This window comes from Kribbella sp., assembly GCF_035687465.1.
Lineage (GTDB): Bacteria > Actinomycetota > Actinomycetes > Propionibacteriales > Kribbellaceae > Kribbella.
Genome location: NZ_DASRXP010000707.1, coordinates 1 through 7670, shown reverse-complemented (window position 1 = coordinate 7670; position 7670 = coordinate 1). Strand labels below are relative to the sequence as shown.

Below are 7670 nucleotides of genomic sequence, written 5' to 3'. Positions count from 1 at the left end.
GAGCCGGGACGGACCGTCACCCTGCCGCTCATTGCTGCCTTCGAGTACGCCGTCCTCGTGGTGGACGGGTCGCTCCAAGTCGGCGAACTGAATCCCGGCTTCGGCGAGATGGCCTACCTCGGTACCGGGCGGGACTCGATCGAGCTGGTTGCCAGCAGCAACGGAGCCCGGTTCCTGCTGCTCGGCGGGGAACCGTTCGAGGAGGAGCTGGTGATGTGGTGGAACTTCATCGGCCGCACCCACGAGGAGATAGTTGCCGCTCGCAATGACTGGATGGCATCCATCGACGCCCACGGCAGCGACCGCTTCCCGGTGGTGGCCGGCTACGACGGCGATGCCCTCCCGGCCCCGCCGCTACCCGGCACTCGCCTGAAGCCTCGCCCGCGGTCCCGCTAGCCGGAGACGGTGGAAGCCAAGCCAGGCAAGGTTTTTGAAGCGGTCTTCCGGCGGCGGTAGTAGGCCCAGGTCAGGATCAGAAGGGCCGGGCCCCAGAGGTTGAGCGGCGCGTAGCTGGCGACCATCAGGACCTTCGCGCCGTCGCTGGTGAACGGCATGAAGTCGTCGGTGAAGATGCCGCGGAAGCCGTAGCTCCAGATCGCGATCAATGCCAGGCTGCCCAGCGTCGCCGGAATGATGGCGGCGTACGGCGCCACGCGGCGACCGCTCAGCCACGGGATCCACCGGGGGACCACCTCGCCCCAGGGCTTGACCAGGCCGAACGCGGTCAGGGCGACGGCCTCCGAGAAGACGCTCAGGCCGATGATGTACCAGACCTCCCACCCCTGCACGGTGAACGGCTGCCCGTAGTCGTCCACCGTGCCCATCGACCACCCTGCCGCGATGCCGAGCCGCCACAGCCCGGACGGCAACGTCAACAGCGGAATCACGTGCGCCAGGAGGTAGGCCCACCGCGGTACGGGATGTTCGGTTGTCTTCATACCCCGAGCATCGCGTACGTCCGCAGTGCCGGTCCTCACCCTACGGAGTGAACGGTCTCCCTCCGAAGTAGATAAGAATCGCCCCCGACCCGTCGTACGGGTCGGGGGCGGTCTTTTCGGAGCTCAGGCGCCGGCGCCCTCTTGCTTGACGCCGGCTACTGCGGCGGGGTCGTCGATGCGGTACTTGCGGGCTGCCTCGGCCGCTACCTCGCGTTTGACGTCGCCCCGCTTGGCCAGGATTTCCAGGGTGGCGACGACGATGGACTCGGCGTCGACGTGGAAGTGGCGGCGTGCCGCGGCCCGGGTGTCGGCCAGGCCCCAGCCGTCGGTACCGAGGGAGGTGTAGTCGTTCGGCACCCAGCGGGAGATCTGGTCCTGGACCGCGCGCATGAAGTCGCTGACGGCGACCACCGGGCCCTTGGTGTCCTTGAGTTGCTCGGTGATGAACGGCACCCGCTCGTCCTCGTCCGGGTGGAGCAGGTTGTACTCCTCCACGGCGATCGCTTCGCGGCGCAACTCGTTCCAGGACGTCGCGGACCAGATGTCGGCCGCGACCGAGTACTCCTCGGCCAGGATCTGCTGAGCCTTGCGGATCCACGGCAGGGCGACACCCGAGCCGAGCAGCTGCACCCGCGGTACGTCGTCGCCCGCGGCCGTCGGGTACTCCGAGAAGCGGTACAGCCCCTTCAGCAGGGCCGCCACGTCGAGGTTCTCCGGCTCCGCGGGCTGCGCGACCGGCTCGTTGTAGACGGTGAGGTAGTAGAAGACGTCCTCGCCGTACGGCTTGTCCTTGTCCAGCCCGTAGCCGTACATCCGGCGCAGACCGTCCTTGACGATGTGCGCGACCTCGTAGGCGAAGGCCGGGTCGTAGTGCACCGCGGCCGGGTTCGACGAGGCGAGCAGTGGGGAGTGGCCGTCGGCGTGCTGCAGACCCTCGCCGGTCAGGGTGGTCCGGCCGGCGGTGGCGCCGATCAGGAACCCACGGCCGAGTTGGTCGCCCATGGCCCAGAGTTGGTCGCCGGTCCGCTGGAACCCGAACATCGAGTAGAAGATGTAGAACGGGATCATCGGTTCGCCGTGCGTCGCGTACGCCGTACCGGCCGCGATCATCGAGCCCATCGCACCGGCCTCGCTGATGCCCTCGTGCAGCAGCTGGCCCTTCTCGGACTCCTTGTACGCGAGCAGCAGGTTGCGGTCGACCGACTCGTAGGTCTGCCCGTGCGGCGAGTAGATCTTCGCCGTCGGGAACATCGAGTCCATCCCGAAGGTGCGGTACTCGTCCGGCGCGATCGGCACGATCCGGTGCCCGATCTCCGGGTCCTTCATCAGGTCGCGGAACAACCGGACGAGCGCCATCGTGGTCGCCACCGGCGTCTTCTCGTTGCCCTTGCTGAGCGGCTTGTAGACGTCGTCACCAGGCAGCTTCAGCGTCTTCGGCCGGACCCGGCGCTCGGGCAGGAAACCGCCGAGCTGCTGGCGGCGCTCCATCATGTACTGGTACTCCGGCGAGTCGGTGCCGGGGTGGAAGTACGGCGGGTCGTACGCGTTCTCCAGGGCCTTGTCCTCGATCGGCAGGTAGAGCCGGTCGCGGAAGGTCTTCAGGTCGTCCGAGGTGAGCTTCTTCATCTGGTGGGTCGCGTTGCGGCCCTCCAGCGCCTCGATCGTCCAGCCCTTGATGGTCTGGGCCAGGATCACCGTCGGCTGGCCGACGTGCTCACTCGCGTTCTTGAAGGCCGCGTAGACCTTGCGGTAGTCGTGGCCGCCGCGGGGCAGCTTGCGCAGGTCCTCGTCGGACAGGTTCCGGACCATTGCCTGCAGCCGCTGGTCGCCGCCGAAGAAGTTGTTCCGGATGTACTCGCCGGACTCCACGGAGTACGTCTGGAACTGGCCGTCGGGGGTGGTGTTCATCTTGTTGACCAGCGCGCCGTCGTGGTCCTGGGCCAGCAGCGAGTCCCACTCGCGGCCCCAGATCACCTTGATCACGTTCCAGCCCGCACCGCGGAAGAACGCCTCCAGCTCCTGGATCACCTTGCCGTTGCCGCGGACCGGTCCGTCCAGCTGCTGCAGGTTGCAGTTGATCACGAAGGTGAGGTTGTCCAGCTCCTCGCGGGCGGCCAGGCCGATCGCGCCGAGCGACTCCGGCTCGCCCATCTCGCCGTCACCGAGGAACGTCCAGACGTGCTGCTGGCTGGTGTCCTTGATGCCGCGGTGGTGCAGGTACCGGTTGAAGCGCGCCTGGTAGATCGAGTCCAGCGCGGCCAGCCCCATCGAGACCGTCGGGTACTCCCAGAAGTCCGGCATCAGCCTCGGGTGCGGGTACGACGACAGTCCCTGCCGCGGGCCGCGGGAAACCTCCTGGCGGAAGCCGTCCAGCTGGTCCGCGGACAGCCGGCCCTCGAGGAAAGCGCGGGCGTAGATGCCGGGGGAGGCGTGACCCTGGATGAAGACCTGGTCGCCACCGCCCGGGTGGTCCTTGCCGCGGAAGAAGTGGTTGAAACCGACCTCGTACAGGCTGGCCGCGGACTGGTAGGTGGCGATGTGGCCGCCGACCTCGAGGCCCTTGCGGTTGGCCTTGCTCACCATCACGGCGGCGTTCCACCGGATGAAGGCCCGGATCCGCCGCTCGATGTGCTCGTCGCCGGGGAACCAGGGCTCGCGCTCCGGCGGGATCGAGTTGATGTAGTCGGTGCTCCGCAGGGCGGGCACCCCCACCTGTCGCTCCCGGGCCCGTTCGATCAGCTTGAGCATCAGGTAGCGCGCTCGCGCCTTACCGCGTTCGTCCAGCACGGCGTCGAGCGATTCGACCCATTCACGAGTTTCGTCAGGGTCGATGTCGGGGAGCTGGGTGGGCATCCCCTCGGTGATGATGGCTGGTGGTTCGTGTCCGGAAGCCACGGTGTCCTGCCGTTCTGTCTAGTCGGTCTCTCAGTAATCCTGTCACCTGTTCGGAATGCGTTCTACTTCGCATCGACAACCTTGCCCGAACCGGCCCCCATGGCCCCGCCGGGAGCGGACACGCGCGGTCCACGCCACGCGCATAGCGGACACGTCACGAACCCTCGTGCATACTTGCGCGACGCGGTAGGCCACGATGGACTACTGCTACTGACGCCTACCCCCGGGCGACCGGGGACGACGGAGGAGGAAACGTGAGCGCGACCGCGGACCACGCGGACGGCAAGAGCGGTGAGCCGAACATGGCTTCCCGCCTGGGCTTGGAGAGCGGCACAGTCGTGCTGGAGCTCGGCTACGACGACGACTCGGACGACGCCTTCCGCGACGCCATCCAGGAACTGACCGGCGAGTCTTTCGCCGGGGATGACATGGACGACGTCGTCGACGTCGTCCTGTGCTGGTTCCGGGACGACGACGGGGATCTGGTGGACGCCCTGTTCGAGACCCTCACCGACCTGAAGTCCGGGGGAGTGGTCTGGCTGATGACCCCGAAGGTCGGCCGGGACGGGTACGTCGACGCCAGCGAGGTCGCCGAGGCGGCCGACACCGCCGGGCTCTCCGCGACCAGCAGTCTGACCGTGACCGACAACTGGTCGGCCACCAAGCTGGTGATGCCGAAGTCGCCCCGGACCAAGCGGTGACCGCTGCCGTCCCTGGGGTCGGCACCGAGGCACCGGACTTCACCGCCCGGAACCAGCACGGCGAGCAGCTCCGGCTCTCGGAGTACCGGGGCCGGCGCAACGTCGTGCTGGTGTTCTACCCGCACGCCTTCAGCCGGGTCTGCGGCGACGAGCTCCGCGCCCTCCGGGACCGCCCGGACCTGCTCCGGCAGGCGGAGTTCCTGGCCGTCTCGTGCGACTCGATGTACACCCTGCGCGCGTACGCCGAGGCGGAGCGGCTGGAATTCGGTCTGCTCAGCGATTTCTGGCCGCACGGGGCCATCGCCGCGCAGTACGGGGTGTTCGACGCGGAGCCGGGGACGGCGGCGCGGGGCACCTTCGTGATCGACACCGGCGGGGTGATCCGCTGGTCGGTGGTGAACCCGAGGTCGCAGGCGCGCAGCCTGGACGACTACGCGCAGGCACTGGCCGGGCTGGGCGCCAGTCTCCGGTAGACTCCTCGCTCGCGGTTCACGGGTGCTTAGCTCAGCGGTAGAGCGCTTCCCTTACAAGGAAGATGTCGGGGGTTCGATCCCCTCAGCACCCACCCTGATCCACTCCGCGGACGGTCTCCGTTCCACTCTGCGGAACTGTCGCGGGGCTCATTCCCCGACTGCGCGGACGGCCGTATCGCGGTCGCGTTCCGATCGTTGTGCACGTATTGGCGGCCACCGGATTTCTTAACTATCGGCTGCTGAAACGGACTCTCCGGCGCCGCCCCGCGGCTGGTAGGGTTCACGGCTGTCGGTCGGCACGATGACGCACCGGGTCCACCTGGTCACGCCCTCGTTTCCGACCGGCCGCAACGGGGCCTGTTCTGTCGGTGAAGTGAGGTTGAGACGGGCATGCCCTCGCCCGGCTCCGTCCAGTTGGGGAGGCGCGTAACCGTGGGTCGCCTGGCTGCTGGCGCCTCTAGCTTCCCGGCTCGCCCGTCGGGATTCGTATGGTGAGGAACGGCGTGGATCGCCCGGCGATCAGTACGGGCCCGGCTCTGATGATTCCGGCCGGTTATCCCCGGGATCTGCCCAGCGCTCTGCTCCGCGCGGCTCGCGATTTCGGTACTTCGGGCGTCGTGGAGATCGGTCCGGACGGGCGTGAGACCCGCCTCGATTTCCCGACGCTGCTCGAGCTCGCCGCGCGGATCCTGGCCGGCCTGCGGGCGAACGGCGTACGGGCTGGTGATCCCGCGGTCGTGCACTGCACCGAGCCGGTCGGATTCTTCGCCGCGTTCTGGGCCTGCACGCTGGGCGGGATCCGGCCGCTGCTGATCGGGCCGTCGCCAGCGGGCGACACCACCGAGGAGGGCCGCGAGCGGCTCCGGAAGGTGACGGAACTGCTCGGCTGGACCGTGCTGATCGGCCGCCCGTCGGACCTGCCGGACGACCTCGGTCTGCCGGTCCTGGATCCGGACGCCCTGGCCGGCCACGAGCCGACCTCCGAGTTCCACCGGCCGGCGGCCGACGACGTCGCGGTATTGATGATGTCGTCCGGTACGACCGGGACGCCGAAGATCATCCAGCTGACGCATCGCGGCCTGGTCGAGTTCGCCGCCGGTACGCCGGCGATGCTCCCGGTGCGGCCTGGTCAGACGACGCTCAACTGGTTGCCGCTGGACCACAGTGGAGCGTTCCTGCTCTACCACCTGCTGCCGGTGTTCACCGGCTGCACGAACATCCACGTCGCCACCGACTGGGTGCTCGCGAATCCGCTGCGCTGGCTCGATCTGATGGACCAGCACCGGGTGAACCACTCCTGGTCGGCGAACTTCGGGTACCGCCTCGCGACCGCGGCAATCGCGGGTGAGCCGGACCGGCATTGGGATCTGTCCGCGCTGCGGAGCCTGGTCAGCGGTGGCGAGCAGATCACCGTGCCGGTGATGACGGAATTCCTCCGGCTGACGAACCGCTTCGGCGTCGTACCGGAGACCTTCGTCGCGGCATGGGGGATGGCGGAGACGGTCACCGGGATCACGTTCGCGCGGCCCGGGTTGACGCCGAACGTGCATCGGGTCCGGATCCCACCGACGGGTGTCGTTGAGTGGGTCGACCAGCGGACCACGGCCGGGAAGGTTGCTGTTGCTCGGCCAGGGAAGTCCCGGGCCGATGCGCCCGGCGTACTGAGTCTGGTGTCGGTCGGAGCGCCCGCGCCGGGGACCACCGTGCGCATCGTGGGACCCAACGGCGCAGTGCTGCCGGAGGGACGGATCGGGCAACTGCAGGTCGCGTCCGCGCGGGTGACGCCGGGCTACCTCGGCAATCCCGACGCTGACCGCGTCGCGTTCCCGGCGGGCAACTGGCCGGCCCGGAAGTGGTTGGCGACGGGCGACCAGGCGTTCATCACCGGCGGCCAGGTGGTCATCACCGGCCGCGACAGCGAACGCATCATCCTGAACGGCCAGAACTACTACGCCCACGACCTCGAAGCACTAGCCAGTACTGCGCCCGGCGCCGAACCGGGCCTCGTCGCAGCCTGCGGAATCGCCGACGCCACCACAGGCACCGACCGCCTGGTCATCTTCTACGCCATTCCCCCGGAGCCCCCGACAGGCGACACCAACCCGCCAGCCGGCCTGACCGAGTCCGGGGCAGTCGACGAGGCGATCCGCGCCGTTCTGCAGGACCGCCTCGGCCTCGCAGCCGAGGTCATCGGCGTCCCACGCCGTCACTTCCCGACCACCCCCGGCGGCAAAATCCTCCGCCCCCTCCTCAAACAACGCTGGCTAGACGGCACCCTCGAAACCACCACCCCGTACGCCGCCTCCCCGTACGCCGCATCGCCGCGCACCACCGCGTCCCTCGCCCCAACGGATCGCCCAGCCGCCCCCATAACGGCAGCCGAACCCGCAAGCCCCCCGCCTATTGAAGCCGACGGCCCTCCCGCCGCAGGTCATTCGACTGCCGCCACCGCCGCAGGTCCTTCACCCGCCGCAGGGGATGCAGGTCTTTCAGCTGCCGCAGGGGTTGCAGGCGCCTCCACTGCCGCGACCGAGCACGCCGCCGGTCTCGCCGGAACGGAGCATGCTCCCGTTTCCCGAACCGACGAGGAAGCCAGTGAGCGCACCACAGAACTCCCGATCGTCCGCCTCGCCTGGCGCCGCACCCTCCAAGACTCCATCCCC

6 protein-coding genes and 1 tRNA gene are annotated in these 7670 nt (G+C 68.7%); 5 read left to right on the top strand and 2 right to left on the bottom strand.

Annotated elements, in window-relative coordinates; genetic code table 11:
• Window positions 1-396, top strand: a 396-nt coding sequence (locus VFG33_RS38645) for a pirin-like C-terminal cupin domain-containing protein (protein ID WP_325058000.1), incomplete at its 5' end; no start/stop codon positions are given.
• Here the strand turns inward: VFG33_RS38645 and VFG33_RS38640 are convergent.
• Together VFG33_RS38640 and aceE are read right to left on the bottom strand one after the other, a co-directional pair.
• A complete protein-coding gene (locus tag VFG33_RS38640; protein ID WP_325057999.1) occupies window positions 393-938 on the bottom strand; it encodes a hypothetical protein in 546 nt (181 codons plus the stop codon). The two genes, VFG33_RS38645 and VFG33_RS38640, sit on opposite strands and share 4 nt — an antisense overlap.
• A 123-nt stretch (window positions 939-1061) precedes the next feature.
• Window positions 1062-3833, bottom strand: coding sequence for a pyruvate dehydrogenase (acetyl-transferring), homodimeric type (gene aceE, locus VFG33_RS38635; RefSeq protein ID WP_524538172.1), 2772 nt, complete (start codon window positions 3831-3833; stop codon window positions 1062-1064).
• A 254-nt stretch (window positions 3834-4087) separates the two neighbouring features.
• Here aceE and VFG33_RS38630 point away from each other — a divergent pair, with 254 nt between their 5' ends.
• The 4 genes from VFG33_RS38630 to VFG33_RS38615 form a co-directional block, all read left to right on the top strand.
• Complete coding sequence (locus VFG33_RS38630) at window positions 4088-4534, top strand: DUF3052 domain-containing protein (RefSeq protein WP_325057998.1); 447 nt, start codon at window positions 4088-4090, stop codon at window positions 4532-4534.
• Complete coding sequence (locus VFG33_RS38625) at window positions 4531-5007, top strand: peroxiredoxin (protein ID WP_325057997.1); 477 nt, start codon at window positions 4531-4533, stop codon at window positions 5005-5007. Before VFG33_RS38630 ends, VFG33_RS38625 begins: the two co-directional genes overlap by 4 nt.
• A gap of 20 nt (window positions 5008-5027) precedes the next feature.
• Window positions 5028-5099 (top strand) — tRNA-Val (locus VFG33_RS38620).
• Between the two features lie 411 nt (window positions 5100-5510).
• Window positions 5511-7670 (top strand): AMP-binding protein (locus tag VFG33_RS38615; protein WP_325057996.1); only part of this gene is annotated, 2160 nt, incomplete at its 3' end.

What these genes read in the sequence shown, in the direction of transcription:
- VFG33_RS38640 (WP_325057999.1), bottom strand. Translation starts at nt 938, where the DNA reads ATGAAGACAACCGAACATCCCGTACCGCGGTGGGCCTACCTCCTGGCG.